The sequence below is a fragment of the Falsiroseomonas sp. genome, from assembly GCF_051859025.1.
Lineage (GTDB): Bacteria > Pseudomonadota > Alphaproteobacteria > Acetobacterales > Acetobacteraceae > Falsiroseomonas.
The window spans coordinates 342,022-355,706 of record NZ_JBHYGL010000012.1 but is presented as its reverse complement, the minus strand read 5'-3'; the positions used below and the strand labels follow the sequence as shown (position 1 = coordinate 355,706).

At 71.4% G+C, this 13,685-nt stretch carries 17 protein-coding genes; 9 read left to right on the top strand and 8 right to left on the bottom strand.

Going from position 1 to position 13,685, the window contains the following annotated elements; translation table 11 throughout:
• Positions 1-6 precede the first annotated feature (6 nt).
• The 3 genes from ACTIE5_RS13880 to ACTIE5_RS13870 form a co-directional block, all read right to left on the bottom strand.
• Entirely contained in the window at positions 7-360 is a 354-nt protein-coding gene (locus tag ACTIE5_RS13880) for a SnoaL-like domain-containing protein (protein ID WP_439550296.1), read from the bottom strand.
• Positions 361-421: 61 nt separating this feature from the next.
• On the bottom strand, positions 422-928 hold the full coding sequence (locus tag ACTIE5_RS13875; RefSeq protein ID WP_439550295.1) for a GNAT family N-acetyltransferase: 507 nt from the start codon (positions 926-928) through the stop codon (positions 422-424).
• Entirely contained in the window at positions 925-1,407 is a 483-nt protein-coding gene (locus ACTIE5_RS13870) for a GNAT family N-acetyltransferase (RefSeq protein ID WP_439550294.1), read from the bottom strand. The genes ACTIE5_RS13875 and ACTIE5_RS13870 overlap by 4 nt, the downstream gene beginning before the upstream one ends.
• Before the next feature lie 392 nt (positions 1,408-1,799).
• On the opposite strand from ACTIE5_RS13870, the gene ACTIE5_RS13865 reads away from it, so the two are divergent.
• The 3 genes from ACTIE5_RS13865 to ACTIE5_RS13855 are packed head-to-tail and all read left to right on the top strand — an operon-like array spanning position 1,800 to position 4,434.
• Entirely contained in the window at positions 1,800-2,354 is a 555-nt protein-coding gene (locus ACTIE5_RS13865; protein ID WP_439550293.1) for a MarR family winged helix-turn-helix transcriptional regulator, read from the top strand.
• Positions 2,351-3,061 (top strand): response regulator, encoded by a 711-nt coding sequence (locus tag ACTIE5_RS13860; protein WP_439550292.1) that lies wholly within the window; start codon positions 2,351-2,353, stop codon positions 3,059-3,061. The genes ACTIE5_RS13865 and ACTIE5_RS13860 overlap by 4 nt, the downstream gene beginning before the upstream one ends.
• On the top strand, positions 3,058-4,434 hold the full coding sequence (locus ACTIE5_RS13855; protein WP_439550291.1) for a sensor histidine kinase: 1,377 nt from the start codon (positions 3,058-3,060) through the stop codon (positions 4,432-4,434). Before ACTIE5_RS13860 ends, ACTIE5_RS13855 begins: the two co-directional genes overlap by 4 nt.
• Before the next feature lie 122 nt (positions 4,435-4,556).
• On the opposite strand, the gene ACTIE5_RS13850 is transcribed toward ACTIE5_RS13855, so the two are convergent.
• From ACTIE5_RS13850 to ACTIE5_RS13830, 5 genes are all read right to left on the bottom strand, one after another.
• Positions 4,557-4,991, bottom strand: coding sequence for a phasin family protein (locus tag ACTIE5_RS13850; RefSeq protein WP_439550290.1), 435 nt, complete (start codon positions 4,989-4,991; stop codon positions 4,557-4,559).
• A gap of 105 nt (positions 4,992-5,096) precedes the next feature.
• Positions 5,097-5,708 carry a TetR family transcriptional regulator gene (locus ACTIE5_RS13845; RefSeq protein WP_439550289.1) on the bottom strand — a complete coding sequence of 204 codons (612 nt, stop codon included), beginning with the start codon at positions 5,706-5,708 and terminating at the stop codon, positions 5,097-5,099.
• A gap of 220 nt (positions 5,709-5,928) precedes the next feature.
• Complete coding sequence (proC, locus tag ACTIE5_RS13840; protein ID WP_439550288.1) at positions 5,929-6,729, bottom strand: pyrroline-5-carboxylate reductase; 801 nt, start codon at positions 6,727-6,729, stop codon at positions 5,929-5,931.
• A 47-nt stretch (positions 6,730-6,776) separates the two neighbouring features.
• Positions 6,777-7,283, bottom strand: coding sequence for a YbjN domain-containing protein (locus ACTIE5_RS13835; protein ID WP_439550287.1), 507 nt, complete (start codon positions 7,281-7,283; stop codon positions 6,777-6,779).
• Between the two features lie 189 nt (positions 7,284-7,472).
• Positions 7,473-7,844 carry an accessory factor UbiK family protein gene (locus tag ACTIE5_RS13830; protein WP_439550286.1) on the bottom strand — a complete coding sequence of 124 codons (372 nt, stop codon included), beginning with the start codon at positions 7,842-7,844 and terminating at the stop codon, positions 7,473-7,475.
• Positions 7,845-7,998: 154 nt separating this feature from the next.
• Between ACTIE5_RS13830 and rfaD the strand changes: the two genes are divergently transcribed.
• The 6 genes from rfaD to ACTIE5_RS13800 all read left to right on the top strand — a co-directional run bounded on the left by rfaD (position 7,999) and on the right by ACTIE5_RS13800 (position 13,681).
• Positions 7,999-8,991 (top strand): ADP-glyceromanno-heptose 6-epimerase, encoded by a 993-nt coding sequence (gene rfaD / locus ACTIE5_RS13825; protein WP_439550285.1) that lies wholly within the window; start codon positions 7,999-8,001, stop codon positions 8,989-8,991.
• A gap of 7 nt (positions 8,992-8,998) precedes the next feature.
• On the top strand, positions 8,999-9,799 hold the full coding sequence (gene lgt / locus ACTIE5_RS13820) for a prolipoprotein diacylglyceryl transferase (protein ID WP_439550284.1): 801 nt from the start codon (positions 8,999-9,001) through the stop codon (positions 9,797-9,799).
• A gap of 11 nt (positions 9,800-9,810) precedes the next feature.
• Entirely contained in the window at positions 9,811-10,812 is a 1,002-nt protein-coding gene (locus tag ACTIE5_RS13815; protein WP_439550283.1) for a class I SAM-dependent methyltransferase, read from the top strand.
• Positions 10,809-11,573, top strand: a complete 765-nt coding sequence (locus ACTIE5_RS13810) for a polyphenol oxidase family protein (protein ID WP_439550282.1) — start codon at positions 10,809-10,811, stop codon at positions 11,571-11,573. Before ACTIE5_RS13815 ends, ACTIE5_RS13810 begins: the two co-directional genes overlap by 4 nt.
• 59 nt (positions 11,574-11,632) lie before the next feature.
• Positions 11,633-12,592, top strand: coding sequence for a hypothetical protein (locus tag ACTIE5_RS13805; RefSeq protein WP_439550281.1), 960 nt, complete (start codon positions 11,633-11,635; stop codon positions 12,590-12,592).
• Between the two features lie 156 nt (positions 12,593-12,748).
• On the top strand, positions 12,749-13,681 hold the full coding sequence (locus ACTIE5_RS13800) for a ribose-phosphate pyrophosphokinase (protein WP_092961128.1): 933 nt from the start codon (positions 12,749-12,751) through the stop codon (positions 13,679-13,681).
• Positions 13,682-13,685 lie beyond the last annotated feature (4 nt).

The following is a 13,685-nucleotide window of genomic DNA, read 5'->3' as shown; positions in this document are numbered from 1 at the left end:
GAACCGTCAGTAGAAGAAGCGTTCCTCCACCACCTTGCCATCCGCCACGGTGTAGAGGCCGATCTCCGTCGCCTGGATGCGCTGCCCGCTCTCCCGCGCCGTGATGTCCATGCTGAAGCGCAGCGCGAACTGTTCGCCGTGGATGAAGGGGCCCTCGGTCGTCACCTCATGCACCGTGTGGTTGGCGTACCACCACTCGGACTTGGCCTTCACGGCGGCGCGGCCGCTGATGACGGCCATGGGGCCCTCCATCGCCTCCCGGCTCACCACGCTATCCGCCCAGAAGCGCTCCCCCGCCTCCTCGTGCCGTCCGTCCTTGCAGAGCTGCGCGAAGGCTTCGGCGATCTCGCGGATGGACATGGATGTTTCCTATATGTTCCGGCGCAGACTAACCATCGGCGCCGCCCGGGGCAAGCATTCTTCACCCCGCGGCCAGGACCAGCGCGGACAGGTCGTCGACATGCAGCCGCAGCAGCCGCACGGGATGGCCCGCAACCTCCCCGGCCTCCGGCGCGCCGATCCGGGCGCCGAGGCGGGTGTAGAAGCGGATCGCGCCGTCATTCCCCTCGATCACGCGAAGCGCGGCGCGCCGGGCGCCGGCCGCCAGGGCCTGCCGCATCGCCTCGGCCAGCAGGCGGCGGCCTACTCCGCCGCCTCGGTCGGCGGGGGCGACATGCAGGCTGTCGAGATAGGCTTCCTCCCCCCGCAGCCAGAGGGCCACCATGCCGTGCAGCGCACCAGATTCTTCCGCCACCAGGATGATGCCCGGCGGCGCGGCCAGCAGGGCCTGCCATTCCGGCAGCAGGCGGTCGCGCGTGCCGGCCAGCACCTCCGCGGGCAGCAGCCCGGCATAGGCATCCCGCCACGACGCTGCCAGCAATCCGGCGATCGCCGCCGCATCCGCGGGGCCCGCCGGCCGCAGGATCATCGCGCGCAGGCGGCGATCAGGGTCGTGATGCTCGGCCAATGGACCCGGCGGTCGATGACCACCTGGCCGAAGGTCTCCCGCTGGGTCGGCGCATCCACTTCCGCGCCGAGCGAGAGGTAGAAGCGCAGCGCCCCCTGGTTGGCGGCGATGACCCAGAGATCGGCCGTCACCGTCCCCTGGTCCTGCAGGCGCTGCGCCGCGAAGCCCAGCAGGGCGCGGCCAATGCCGGCATTCCGCATCCCCGGCCGTACATGCAGATTGTCCACATGGCAGTTCACGCCATCCCGCCAGGCCGCCACGAAGCCGGCGAGGTGCCGGCCCGCCATGGCGACGATGACGGCGCCGGCCCGCCGGCGCCCGCTGAGCGTCGCGGCCCAATGGGGGCCGAGTTCCGCCTCGATGCCGTTCGCCAGGAAATCGGCGGGAAGAATGTCCCGATAGGCATCACGCCACGACGCGATATGAAGATCCGCGATCACCGACGCATCACTACCCCGCGCGCTCCGCAATCTCAGCGCCATCCCGGCCTTTCCTTGCCCCTGCCGGCGGCTCGCATGCCGGACCCATCACCATTACGCGCCAAACGGCGCGTCTTCACGAATTCGTTAACTACATTGCTCGAATTGGTCCGGATGTGAAGGGTCGTATGCATCGCGATGCGCGCAGCCCCGCGACCACCGCAACCCTGCCACGCAACCTGGGGGCGTAATGCGGGGGGCCGGGCGCCACGTTTCGCCTCGCGCAGCATCGCTACTCCACGGGCCTGCCTTGTCCTATATCCTGCCTCGAACGCCGCGCGACGGAATCGGGGGGGCCGGCTGGGCCGGGCCCGCGGGCCGGATAGCGGGGCCGAGGGGGACGCTGACCACCCATGCCGCTGGATCCCGAGATCGTTGCGCGCGCTGCACCCGAGGGAAACCCGGGAAGCGCCGCCCCCACCGCGGGGCGCAACCTGCTCTTCCTGCGGGAGGAGGAGCTGCGCCTGGCGCAGGACCTGCTGTTCTTCGGCTACCGGGACTTCACCGCCGGCGCGGATGCCATCCTGGCGGGACTCGACATGGGGCGCGCCCATCACCGCGTGCTGCATTTCGTCGGCCGGCGCCCCGGCATCACGGTGGGCGATCTGCTCGGCATCCTCGGCATCACCAAGCAGTCGCTCGGCCGCGTGCTGACGCCGCTGGTGGAGGATGGCTTCGTCACGCAAAGCCCCGGGCGCAGCGACCGCCGCCAGCGCCTGCTCTCCCTGACCGAAAAGGGCGCGGCGCTGGAACGCCAGCTGTTCGAACGGCAGCGGGATACGGTGATGCGCGCCTACCGCGAAGCCGGCCCCCAGGCGGTGGAAGGCTTCCGCCGCGTCATGCGCGGCCTGATGGGCGCGGATGCCCGCGCCGCCCTGGAACGGCTGGAGTCCGAGCCCCCGCGATGAGCGCCACCACCGATGCGCCCCATCTCCTGGTCGTCGATGACGACGCCAGGCTGCGCGCCCTGCTGCAGCGCTTCCTGGCGGAGCAGGGCTTCCGCGTAACCGCCGCCGCCGATGCCGCCGCCGCCCGCCGCGCGCTGGCCGCCGTCAGCTTCGACCTGATGGTGCTGGACGTCATGATGCCCGGAGAAAGCGGCCTGGAACTGACGGAAAGCCTGCGGCGGGACGGGCCGGAAGTGCCGATCCTCATGCTCACCGCCCGCGGCGCCCCGGATGACCGCGTCGCCGGGTTCGAGATGGGGGTGGATGACTATCTGGCAAAACCCTTCGACCCGCGCGAACTGGCGCTGCGCATCCGCACCATCCTCCGCCGCGCCGCGCCCCCCCCGCCGCCCGCCGATACCGGCGCCGGCCCGGTGCAGATCGGCACCCGCTGGTTCGACCCGCAGCGCGCCGAACTGCGCGGCCCCGAAGGCGTGGTGCGGCTGACCGGCGGCGAGCAATCCCTGCTGCTGGCCCTCGCCCAGCGCCCGAACGAGGTGCTGAGCCGGGAGGAGATCGCCGCCGCCCTCGGCACGCCGGAGGCCGGCGAACGCGCGATCGACGTGCAGGTCACACGCCTGCGCCGCAAGATCGAGCCCGATCCGCGGGAGCCCCGCTTCGTCCAGACCGTGCGCCACCGCGGCTACGTGCTGCGGCCGGGCTTGTGACGAACAGGCCCCTTTTCACGAACAGGCCTGGCGCGCTGCTCGGCCGCGCCTTCCGGGCGCTGGTGCCGCGCGGGCTGCTGGGCCGGTCGCTGCTCATCATCCTGCTGCCGCTGCTGATCCTGCAGGGCGTGGCACTCCAGCTGTTCTATGGCGGGCATCTCGACGTCATCTCCCGCCGCCTCGCCAGCGGCGTGGCCGGCGAGATCGGCATGGTGATCGAGCAGATGCAGCGCCATCCCTCGTCCGAGGATCGCGCCTGGCTGTTCCGCGAAACCGCCTGGCGGCTCGACCTCGGCATGGCGTTCGAGGCGGGGGCGAGCCTCGGCCGCACGCCGGACCGCGCCGCCTCCCTCCCCCTGCTGCCGCTGGAGGAGGATCTGGCCCATGCGATGGCGGAACGGGTCCGCCGACCCTTCGACGCGGATTGGCAGTCCGACCGCCGCAGCGTGATCATCCGCGTCCAGCTACCCGATGGCGTCCTGCATGTGGAGGCCCCGCGCAAGCGGCTTTTCACCGGCACGCTCTATCTGTTCTTCATCTGGCTGGTCGGCTCGTCGCTCCTGCTGTTCGGCGTCGCCGCGCTGTTCATGAAGAACCAGGTCCGCGCCATCCGGCGGCTTGCCGGCGCGGCGGAGGCCTTCGGTCTCGGCCGCGACATCGGCTCCATGAAGCCGGAAGGCGCGGCCGAGGTCCGCCAGGCCGCGGCCGCCTTCAACCGGATGCAGGAACGCATCCGCCGCTTCGTCGCCCAGCGCACGGACATGCTGGCGGGCATCAGCCACGACCTCCGCACGCCGCTGACCCGCATGCGCCTCGGCCTCGCCGTCCTGCCGCGGACGGAGGAAGAGGAGGAGGACATCGCTGCGCTGACGGAAGACGTGGAGGAGATGGAGCGCATGGTCGCCTCCTACCTCGCCTTCGCGCGTGGCGAGGGGCAGGAACAGGCCAGGCCCACGGACCTCGCCGGCATCGTCCGCGATGTCGCGCAGAAGGCGCGGCGGGACGGGGCGGAGGTGGCCGTGGAGGCGCCCTCGGAACTGGTCGTCTCCCTGCGGCCGGATGCGCTGCGACGGTGCCTTGCGAATCTGCTCGACAATGCGCGCAAGCATGCGCGGCGGATCGCGGTGGGCGTCGCCGCCCTGCCCCGGGCCGAGGCCGGCGGCTGGGCGCAGGTGACGGTGGATGATGACGGCCCGGGCATCCCGGCGGCGCAGCGGGAGGAAGCCTTCAGGCCGTTTGCCACGCTGTCGGCGGGGGGCACGGGCTTGGGCCTGGCCATCGCGCGGGACATCGCCCGCGCCCATGGCGGGGATATCGTGCTGGAGGAAAGCCCGCTCGGCGGGTTGCGCGCGCGGGTCAGGCTGCCGGTTTAGCGCCGGCGGGCGCGCGACCCCGACCACGGCCCTCCCCCGCAAGCGCGGGGGAGGGAGCAGTCGAACCTACTTCCCCGCTCCCTTGGCGAAGAAACTACTTCCCCGCGCCCTTGGCGAAGAAACTACTTCCCCGCGCCCTTGGCGACGAGGCTCTTCACCTCGTCCATCGCCTCGGCGAAACGCTTGTTCAGCAGGCCCAGCGCCTCGGCATTGCTGTTCTGGATGAGGTCGGCGACCTCCTTCATGTTCGCGACCGCCTTCTCATAGGCGCCCTTCAGCATCTCGGCCTGCTTGGCGGCACGGGCCTGGGGGCTCTCATTCGTCGCCATGGAACGCATCGCGTCCGTCATCTCGGCCATCGAGGCCTGCATGATCTCCATGTGACGGCGGGCAACGGCCTGCGCGCCTTCCAGCGCGATGCGGTTGGCGGCGGACAACGCCTCCAGGTTCCGGCGCTGGGCCTGGGCCAGGCCCTCCATGTCCGGCATCGCCGGCAGGCGGAATTCGGCCAGCATCTTCATCATCTCGTCGGGCTTCATGCCAAAGCGATCGGACATCGGGACGCGCTCCTCAGGATTGGTTCGATGGGCCGCTCTATAAGCTACACCGAACGGGCATGACAGCGTTTTTTGTGCACTGCACAAAAATGGGAAAGGTCGACCTCAGAGCGGGTCGGCCTCCGGCGGCGCGGCCATGTCGCCCGCCTCCAGGTTCAGGCTTCGCGCCGTCTGCTCCGCCCGGTCCAGCGCCTTGTCCAGCGCGGCCATGGTCGGCGCCATGTCCTGCGTCTCGTCCTTCGACCAGGCGCGCACGGTGGCGAACCAGACCCCCGTGAGGCCGGCGGCGCGGAGGTTGCCCTGCACCCCCGCCGAATCCAGCTCCGCCGCATCCAGGAAGCGCTGCATGGTCCGGTGCAGGACAGGGCCCATGGCGACAGCCAGCACGGGGTCCCGCCACATGTCATCCGCCAGGCGCAGCATCCCGGCGCGGTGCGGCACCAGCGCATCGATGCCGCGCATCAGCACGTCGAACAGCCGGTCCCGCGGCGTGCCGCCCTGGCCCGGCACGGTGCCGACGGCCACGCTGTCCGCCACCGCATCGGCATGCAGCCGCAGCAGATCGAGGCGCGAGGGGAAGCGCCGCGCCAGCTCCCCGGCACGGATGCCGGAGGCAGTGGCCAGGCGGCCAAGGGTGACGCCCCGCCAGCCGTGATCCGCGATCACGGCGAAGAGGCCATCGAGAAGGCGGGAATCAGGGGTGCCGGGCGTGTCCATGCCCCTGATGGTGGGGGCGCCGGGCGCGCTCGCCAATGGGAATCTAGGGCCGGTGGACATTTGGCCTGGGAGGCAGTCGGCGAGTGGATTTTCGTGCCTGCCAGCCGGGGGATCACTGCGGGGGCGGGGCGGCGATGGGGTCCCATCGGTGCCCTGGCCCCAACGCTCCAGGCGCGGAAAGACGCCGCCGAGTACGCCCGCAGCCACGTGTCCCCCGGACCTACCCCGCGAGTTCGCGTGACCGCGCCGTGGCGGCCGCGATGGCGCGGGAGATGTGGTCCGGCCAGGCCTTCTCCTCCATCAGCACCGCCAGCGCGCGCTCCGTCGTCCCCTTGGGGCTGGTGACGTTCTTCCGAAGCTGCGCGGCATCCTCCGCGCTCGCCGCCAGCAGGGCGCCGGAACCCGCCACGGTGCTGCGGGCCATGCGGCGCGCCAGGTCGGCCGGGATGCCCTGTTCCACCGCCGCGCGTTCCAGCAGCTCCGCCAGCAGGAAGACATAGGCCGGGCCACCGCCGGACACCGCCGTGACGGGGTCGAGCAGCCCTTCCTCCTCCACCCAGGCGATCTCCCCGGTCGCGCCGAGCAGCGTATCGGCCAGCGCGCGCTGCGCGGCGGAAACGCCGGGCGCGGCATAGGCGACGGTGAAGCCCTGGCGCACCGCGGCCGGCGTGTTCGGCATGGCGCGCACCACGGCGGAACCAGCGCCGAGCAGCCCCTGCATGAAGGCCACCGTCTTGCCCGCCATGATGGAGACGAAGACCGCCGAGCCCGCGAAGCGCGCATGCAGCGGCAGGGTAGCCGGCGCTTCCTGCGGCTTGGTGGCCAGGATCACGGCGGCGGGGGCGAAGCCCGCCGGGATCTCGGCCGCGTCCCGCAGCAGGGTGGCGCCCGGGAAGGGGCCGGTGGCGAAGGGATCGACGATGATCGTCTCCCCCAGCCCGCGTTCCCGCCAGCCCGCGAGCATGGCGCCGCCCATCTTGCCGCAGCCGATTAGGAGAAGGGGGGGAAGGGTGTCGGTCATGGGAGGATTTGTCCCCCGCCCCGCCCCCGGCGGCAAGACTCAGCCCTTCAGGCTTCGCCCACGCAATCCAGCATCGCCGCCTGCAGCGCATCCGCCGGCGCCTTGCCGCCCCAGAGGACGAACTGGAAGGCCGGGAAGAAGCGCTCGCATTCCGTGATGGCGATGTCGACCATGTCCTCCAGGCTCTCGGCTGAGGCACCTGGCGCGCCGCGCAGCAGCACGGAATGGCGGAACACCGGCACGCCATCGTCGCTGTCGATGCCGAAATGGCCGATCCAGAGCTTCTCATTGGCCAGGGCCAGCAGCTCGAACAGCCTCTCCCGCTTCCCCGCCGGCACCTTCAGGTCGAAGGTGCAGGAGAAATGCATGGCGCTGATCTCATGCGACCAGGAGAAATAGAGGCCGTAGTCGCACCATTTGCCGGGCGCCTCCGCCGCCATCTCGCTGTCGGAGCGGCGGTCGAAGGTCCATTCATTGGCGGCGACGATCTGTTCCAGCACATCGAGGGGATTCGCGGACCGGTCGCGTTCCTCGTAACCGAGATAGGCGGACATCGCGGCACCTCCTTCGCCCGATCGGGAAGCCCGACCCCAAGGTATAGGGGGTCTGGCACCCCGAATCGCCACTAGGGGTAGACTACGCAACCGCAAAACGCGGCTGCAAGCGTCGGTTCCGCGAAGCCCGCCAAAGAGTTGTGGACGAATCCGGGCATGGCGTCCCAGCCGATGCCCGGACCCGCCTGATCAGTCGCCGCTGGGCGTGCCAACCGGGTCGCTTTCCGGCGGGTGGGTCCGGGCGATCCGCGCCTCGATCTCCGCGATGCGGGCTTCGAGGGTCACGATTCGCGCCTCCAGCGTCTCCGCCTGTTCCCGCGCCCGGCGCGCCACTTCCAGCGCGGCGTCCAGGTCTTCCCGCTTCACCAGGTCCAGGCGCTGGACCATGGCGTCCATCTGCGCGCGGCCCATCGCCTCCGCTTCCTGCCGGGCGCCGGCCAGGACGCTGAAGGCGCCGCCCGCCATGCCGGCGAGGTCATCGAAGATCCCCCGCTTGCCGCCACCCGGCGCGCCACCTGGCGCTCCACCGGCACCACCCGTCGAACCCGTTCCGCTGCTCATCACGACACTCCCGAAGGCTGAAACCGCCACTGTCCCGCACGGCCATTCGCGGCCTATACGCATCCCGAAGCCGCGCCCTATACCGGCCGGCACGCGCGGCCCTTGCCGCGCCCGGGCCCACAGATCAAGCCGCGAGGCGAGAGGACAACCGCCGATGTATCTGGTCACGGGCGGCGCCGGTTTCATCGGCTCCAACCTCGTCGCCGCCCTCTGTGACCGCGGTGAGGAAGTGATGGTGGTGGACCGCCTGCGCCAGGGGGAGCCGGGGCGGGAGAAGTGGCGCAACATCGCCAAGCACCCCATCGCCGGCATCCTGCCGCCCGAGGAGCTGGAGGATTTCTGGTCCGAGGACCCGGTGGTGGACGCCGTCTTCCACATGGGTGCCATCAGCGCCACCACCGCCACGGATGGCGATCTGGTGGCCGCCACCAACTTCACGCTGCCGCTCTGGCTCTGGGCCGTCTGCGCCGAACGCGGCATCCCGCTGATCTACGCCTCCTCCGCCGCCACCTATGGCGATGGCGCGCAGGGCTTCGCGGATGACGATGCGATGGGCGCGCTGGCGGCGCTCCGCCCGCTCAACCTCTATGGGTGGTCGAAGCTCGCCTTCGATCGCCGGGTGGCGGATATGCTGGACCGTGGCGTGCCGGCGCCGCCGCAATGGGCGGGCTTGCGCTTCTTCAACGTCTATGGCCCCAACGAATACCACAAGGGCCGCATGGCCAGCGTCGTCTTCCACAAGTTTCACGAAGCCCGCGGCGGCGCCCCCGCGCGGCTGTTCCGGTCCGACCGCGACGGCGTGGCGGATGGGGAGCAGATGCGCGACTTCGTCCATGTGGATGACTGCGTCGCCGCCATGCTCTGGCTGCTGGACAACCCGCAGGCCAGCGGCCTGTTCAACATCGGCTCCGGCCAGGCCCGCAGCTTCCTCGACCTGGTGCGCGCCATGTTCGCGGGAATGAGGGAGCAGGAGCGGATCGAGTTCATCGACATGCCCGCCGACCTCCGCGGCAAGTACCAGTACTTCACGGAGGCGCCGATGGCGAAGCTGCGCGCGGCGGGCTTCGACCGGCCGGCGACCTCGCTGGAAGACGGCGTCGGCCGCTATGTCCGCGATTTCCTGATGCAACCCGATCCACATCGCTGAGGGCTTGATGCTGCTCGCCTTGCCCTTCCCGATGATCGATCCCGTGCTGATCGAGATCGGTCCCTTCGCCCTTCGCTGGTACGCGCTGGCCTATATCGCCGGCATCGTGCTGGGCTGGATGCTGGCGCGGCGCATGGTGGCGCTGGCGCCGCGCATCGCCAGCCAGGAACAGGTTGATGATTTCGTCACCTGGGCGACGCTCGGCGTCATCCTCGGCGGGCGGCTCGGCTACGTGCTGTTCTACCGCCCCGGCTACTACATCACCGCGCCGCATGAGGCGCTGTATGTCTGGCAGGGCGGCATGTCCTTCCACGGCGGCATGCTGGGCGTCATCGTCGCCGCCGTCTGGTTCTGCCGCCGCCAGGGCCTCAGCCCGCTGGCCTTCGGGGACCGCATCGCGCCGGTCGTGCCGATCGGCCTGTTCTTCGGCCGCGTCGCCAACTTCATCAATGGCGAGCTCTGGGGCCGCGCCAGCGACGTGCCCTGGGCCATGGCCTTCCCGACCGGCGGGCCGGAACCGCGCCACCCCAGCCAGCTCTACCAGGCGGGGATGGAGGGGATCGTCCTGTTCGTCCTGCTGCAACTGCTGGTCCGCAGCCCCGCGCTGCGGGACAGGCCGGGCTTCCTGACCGGCACCTTCCTGGCGGGCTATGGCGTGGCGCGCTTCATCGGCGAGTTCTTCCGCCAGCCGGACGCGCATCTCGGCTTCCTCTTCGCCGGCGCCACCATGGGGCAGTTGCTGTCGCTGCCGATGATCGCGGTGGGGCTGTTCCTGATCACCCGGTCGAAGCGCGCCGCGACGGCGTGACGGGCGGCGGAATGGAACGCCTCGACCGCTTCATGGCCCGTGCGGTCGCGGCCTATTACGCACGCCCCGCCACCCCCTTCGGCCGGGGCGGCGACTTCACCACGGCGCCCGAGATCAGCCAGGCCTTCGGGGAGGTGCTGGGCGCCTGGGCCGCCGTGGTCTGGGACCGGATGGGCCGCCCCGATCCCGTGCTGCTGGTGGAATGCGGCCCCGGCCGCGGCACGCTGATGGCCGATGCGCTGCGCGCCGCGAGCGATGTGGCCCCCGCCTTCCGGGCCGCGCTCAGGCTGCACCTGGTCGAAACCTCACCAGCCCTCCGGGATGCGCAGCGCCGCGCCCTGGGCGATGCCGTCACCGAATGGCATGACGATCTCTCGACGATCCCGCCCGGCCCGATGCTGCTGCTGGCCAATGAATTCCTCGACGCCCTGCCGATCCGGCAATTCGTGCGCCGGGGCGATGGCTGGGCGGAACGCCATGTCGCCGATGGCGCCTTTCACGAACTCCCCGCCGCCGACCCGCCGGCCCGGCAGGGGGAGGCGCCGGAGGGCGCGGTGCGGGAGGTCTGCGAGCCCGCCGAAACCATCATCGCATCCCTGGCCGCCCGCCTGTCCGCCCAGGGCGGCGCGGCGCTGTTCCTGGATTACGGCCCGGCGGAATCCTGCCTGGGCGAAAGCCTCCAGGCCGTCTCCGGCCAGCGGGGCGGCATCGATCCCCTGGCCGATCCCGGCACGGTGGACCTGACCGCCCATGTCGATTTCGCCGCCCTCGCCGCCGTGGCGCGCCAGGCCGGCGGCGCCGCGCAGGGGCCGCTGCCGCAGGGGCTGTTCCTCCAGCGCCTCGGCCTGATGACGCGCGCCGCCATGCTCGCCCAATCCCGCCCGCGCCTGGCCGGGGACATCCTGTCCGGCGCCGAGCGCCTGGTGGCGGCGGAGGGCATGGGCCGCCTGTTCAAGGCCCTGGCCCTCTGCGACCCTCGTCTGCTCCCCCTGCCCGGATTCGAGACCGCATGAACCCCGGCTACCTGACCGGCGCCCTGCCGCTGCCGCACGCCTTCTTCACCCGGCAGGGCGGCGTCTCCTCCGGCGCCTTCGCCTCGCTCAACTGCTCCCTCTCCTCCCCCGACGATCCGGAGGCGGTGCGCCGCAACCGCGCCGCCGCCGCCGGCGTGCTGGGCGCGGCGCCGGGGGAGATGCTGGGCCTGTACCAGGTGCATGGCGTGGCGGTGGCCGATGGCCGCGCGCCCTGGGACGACAGCACCCGCCCCCGCGCCGATGCGGCGGTGACGGACCGGCCCGGCCAGGTGCTCTCCATCGTCACCGCGGATTGCGCGCCGGTGCTCTTCGCGGATGCGGGGGCCGGCGTGATCGGCGCCGCCCATGCGGGCTGGCGCGGTGCCGTGGCCGGGGTGCTGGAAGCCACGATCGACGCGATGGAGGGAATGGGCGCCCGCCGAGCCCGCATCGCCGCCCTGGTCGGCCCCTGCATCGGCCAGGCGAGCTACGAGGTCGGCCCCGATCTGCGGGACAAGGTCCTGGCCCACAACGCCGCCGATGCCCGCTTCTTCGCGACCGGCCGGCGGGAGGATCGCTGGCAGTTCGACCTGGCGGGCTATTGCGTGGCAAGGTTGGCCGCCGCCGGGGCCGGGGAAGCCCGCGCCCTGATGGTCGATACACTGGCGGAGGAGGATCGCTTCTTCAGCCATCGCCGCCGGACGCTCGCTGGCGGCGGGCCGATCGGACACCAACTCTCCGCCATCGCGCTGCCACGGTGAGGCCATGCCCTACGTCGTCATGTTCATGGTGTTGATGATGCTGACCATGCTGGTTTCCTGTGTCATCGCGTAGCGCGCGCCCCCGGCGCGCCTTCCTGGCCGCCCTGGTGCCATTGGCCCTGGCCGCCTGCGGTGACCTGCCCCAGCCCTTCCGCGGCCGTCCCGGCCAGGTGGCGCGGCAGCTGCGCCGCCCGCCGGGCTATCGCCTGGCCATCCCGCCATCCCCCCAGGCCATGCTGACGGATGCCGATGCCGCATCCCTCGCGACCGCCATGGCGGAAGCCCTGGTGGCGCAGGAAATCCCGGCCGTGGCCGGCCCTGCCCTGCCGCTGGACTGGCAGCTGGTGGTCGGCGTGGAGCGCGAAGGCGCGGTCATTACACCCCGCTTCGCCCTGACCAGCGGGGATGGCGTCGCGCTCGGCATGCTGGTCGGCCGCCCCGTGCCGGCGCGCGACTGGGCGGATGGCAACGCGCAGCTCTTCGCCCGCATCGCCGCGGAAGCCGCGCCGAGGCTGGCGGACCTCCTCTCCCGCATCGAGGCGCAGGCCCGCACCGGTGACGAACGCGCCGCCGGATCGGGCGCGCCGGTGATGCGCCTGCTGCCGGTGCGCGGCGCGCCTGGCGATGGCAACCGCAGCCTGACCGCGAAGATGAAGGACAGCCTGGCGGCGCTGGGCTTCCAGGTGCAGGACCAGGCCGCGGGCGCCGATTTCGCCGTCTCCGGCGAGGTGACGATGGCCCCTGCCGGCCGCGGCATGCAGCGGGTGGAGATCGTCTGGACCGTCTCCCGCCGGGATGGCCAGGACCTCGGCCGCGTCGCGCAGCTGAACGAGGTGCCGGCCGGCACGCTGAACGGCCTGTGGGGCGACGTCGCCTTCGTGGTGGCGGAGGAAGCGGCCGGGGGCGTTCGGGACGTGGTGTTCAACGCCGGCGGTATCGGCGCCCGCCCGGCCGCGCCGGCCAGCGCGCCCGCGCCCCCACCGGCCTCGGTACCGCCACCGGCCCGCGCCCGGCGATAGGCCCTGGCGGAGGGGCGGCCCCGGCGGAGGGGCCGCCATGCGTGGGCGTCATCCGCCCGCGATGGACACCCAACCGTCACGTTGCTACCAACCCGCCCGTCGCGGCGGGCGGGTTTCCGGCGCGCCACCCTCCCTTGCCCCCGGGGTTCGTGTCGCATGAAGATCATCGCCTGCAACAGCAACCGCCCGCTTGCCGAGGCGGTGGCATCGGCGCTGGGCATCCCGCTCACCCAGGCCTCCGTCCGCCGCTTCGCGGATATGGAGATCTTCTGCGAGATCCATGAGAACGTCCGCGGCGAGGATGTCTTCGTGGTCCAGTCCACGAGCTACCCCGCGAACGACAACCTGATGGAACTGCTGATCATGCTGGACGCGCTGAAGCGCGGCAGCGCGCGGCGCATCACGGCGGTCATCCCCTATTTCGGCTATGCGCGGCAGGACCGGAAATCGGGCCCCCGCACGCCGATCTCCGCCAAGCTGGTGGCGAACCTCATCACCGCGGCCGGCGCCAACCGCGTGCTGACGATGGATCTCCACGCAGCCCAGATCCAGGGCTTCTTCGACATCCCCGTGGATAACCTCTTCGCCGCGCCGCTTTTCGCGCGCGACATCCAGGAGCGTTTCGCGGGCCGCGACCTGATGGTCGTCTCCCCCGACGTCGGCGGCGTGGTCCGCGCCCGCGCCATCGCGGCGCGCATCCACACCGACCTCGCCATCATCGACAAGCGCCGCCCCCGCGCCGGCGTGTCGGAAGTGATGAACGTGATCGGTGAGGTCGAGGGCCGGCACTGCATCCTGGTGGACGACATCGTGGATTCCGGCGGCACCCTCTGCAACGCCGCCGAGGCGCTGCTGAAGAACGGCGCGAAGTCCGCCAGCGTCTACGTCACGCACGGCGTCTTCTCCGGCGGCGCGGTGGCCCGCGTCGGCGCCGCGGCGATCGAGCACATGATCGTCACGGACAGCATCCTGGCCACCGAAGCCGTGCGCGTCAGCCGCAACATCAAGCAGCTGACCATCGCCCCCCTGCTGGCGGAGGCGATGAAGCGCATCAGCGAGGAAAGCTCGGTCTCCACGCTGTTCAACTGAGGAG

Coding starts and splice junctions, on each gene's coding strand:
- ACTIE5_RS13865 (WP_439550293.1), top strand. CDS start 1,800: ATGCCGCTGGATCCCGAGATCGTTGCGCGCGCTGCACCCGAGGGAAAC.
- ACTIE5_RS13860 (WP_439550292.1), top strand. CDS start 2,351: ATGAGCGCCACCACCGATGCGCCCCATCTCCTGGTCGTCGATGACGAC.
- ACTIE5_RS13835 (WP_439550287.1), bottom strand. CDS start 7,283: ATGTCCGCCTATCTCGGTTACGAGGAACGCGACCGGTCCGCGAATCCC.
- ACTIE5_RS13810 (WP_439550282.1), top strand. CDS start 10,809: ATGAACCCCGGCTACCTGACCGGCGCCCTGCCGCTGCCGCACGCCTTC.
- ACTIE5_RS13845 (WP_439550289.1), bottom strand. CDS start 5,708: ATGGACACGCCCGGCACCCCTGATTCCCGCCTTCTCGATGGCCTCTTC.
- ACTIE5_RS13815 (WP_439550283.1), top strand. CDS start 9,811: ATGGAACGCCTCGACCGCTTCATGGCCCGTGCGGTCGCGGCCTATTAC.
- ACTIE5_RS13800 (WP_092961128.1), top strand. CDS start 12,749: ATGAAGATCATCGCCTGCAACAGCAACCGCCCGCTTGCCGAGGCGGTG.
- ACTIE5_RS13830 (WP_439550286.1), bottom strand. CDS start 7,844: ATGAGCAGCGGAACGGGTTCGACGGGTGGTGCCGGTGGAGCGCCAGGT.
- ACTIE5_RS13880 (WP_439550296.1), bottom strand. CDS start 360: ATGTCCATCCGCGAGATCGCCGAAGCCTTCGCGCAGCTCTGCAAGGAC.
- ACTIE5_RS13850 (WP_439550290.1), bottom strand. CDS start 4,991: ATGTCCGATCGCTTTGGCATGAAGCCCGACGAGATGATGAAGATGCTG.
- lgt (WP_439550284.1), top strand. CDS start 8,999: ATGCTGCTCGCCTTGCCCTTCCCGATGATCGATCCCGTGCTGATCGAG.
- ACTIE5_RS13875 (WP_439550295.1), bottom strand. CDS start 928: ATGATCCTGCGGCCGGCGGGCCCCGCGGATGCGGCGGCGATCGCCGGA.
- rfaD (WP_439550285.1), top strand. CDS start 7,999: ATGTATCTGGTCACGGGCGGCGCCGGTTTCATCGGCTCCAACCTCGTC.
- proC (WP_439550288.1), bottom strand. CDS start 6,729: ATGACCGACACCCTTCCCCCCCTTCTCCTAATCGGCTGCGGCAAGATG.